This window comes from Ancylomarina longa (assembly GCF_003996985.1).
Lineage (GTDB): Bacteria > Bacteroidota > Bacteroidia > Bacteroidales > Marinifilaceae > Ancylomarina_A > Ancylomarina_A longa.
This window is the reverse complement of the sequence record NZ_RJJX01000293.1, coordinates 1-377: the sequence shown is the minus strand read 5'-3', so window position 1 is coordinate 377 and position 377 is coordinate 1. Positions and strand designations below refer to the sequence as shown.

At 50.1% G+C, this 377-nt stretch carries 1 protein-coding gene; it reads left to right on the top strand.

Annotated elements, in window-relative coordinates; genetic code table 11:
- Positions 1-316, top strand: a 316-nt coding sequence (locus DLK05_RS18900; protein WP_438830194.1) for a hypothetical protein, incomplete at its 5' end; no start/stop codon positions are given.
- Between the last annotated feature and the right edge of the window lie 61 nt (positions 317-377).

Genomic DNA, 377 nt, shown 5'->3' with positions numbered 1-377 from the left:
CTTACCCCAACCAACAGGGGATTTGCTGCTTTCCATTGAGCCTGTTTCTCTGCGCGACGTTCGCGGCGGCGTGTTTGTGCATCCATCTGGATTCTCCTGTCAGTTAGCTTTGGTGGTGTGTGGCAGTTGTAGTCCTGAACGAAAACCCCCTTTTCTTGGCACATTGGCAGCTAATCCGGAATCGCACTTACGGCCAATGCTTCGTTTCGTATCACACACCCCAAAGCCTTCTGCTTTGAATGCTGCCCTTCTTCAGGGCTTAATTTTTAAGAGCGTCACCTTCATGGTGGTCAGTGCGTCCTGCTTTCGAACGTAGTTGCACCGTAACTATCACAGAACAACGTAGCTCTAGTTACCTGCTCAGAGATTGTGCCTAA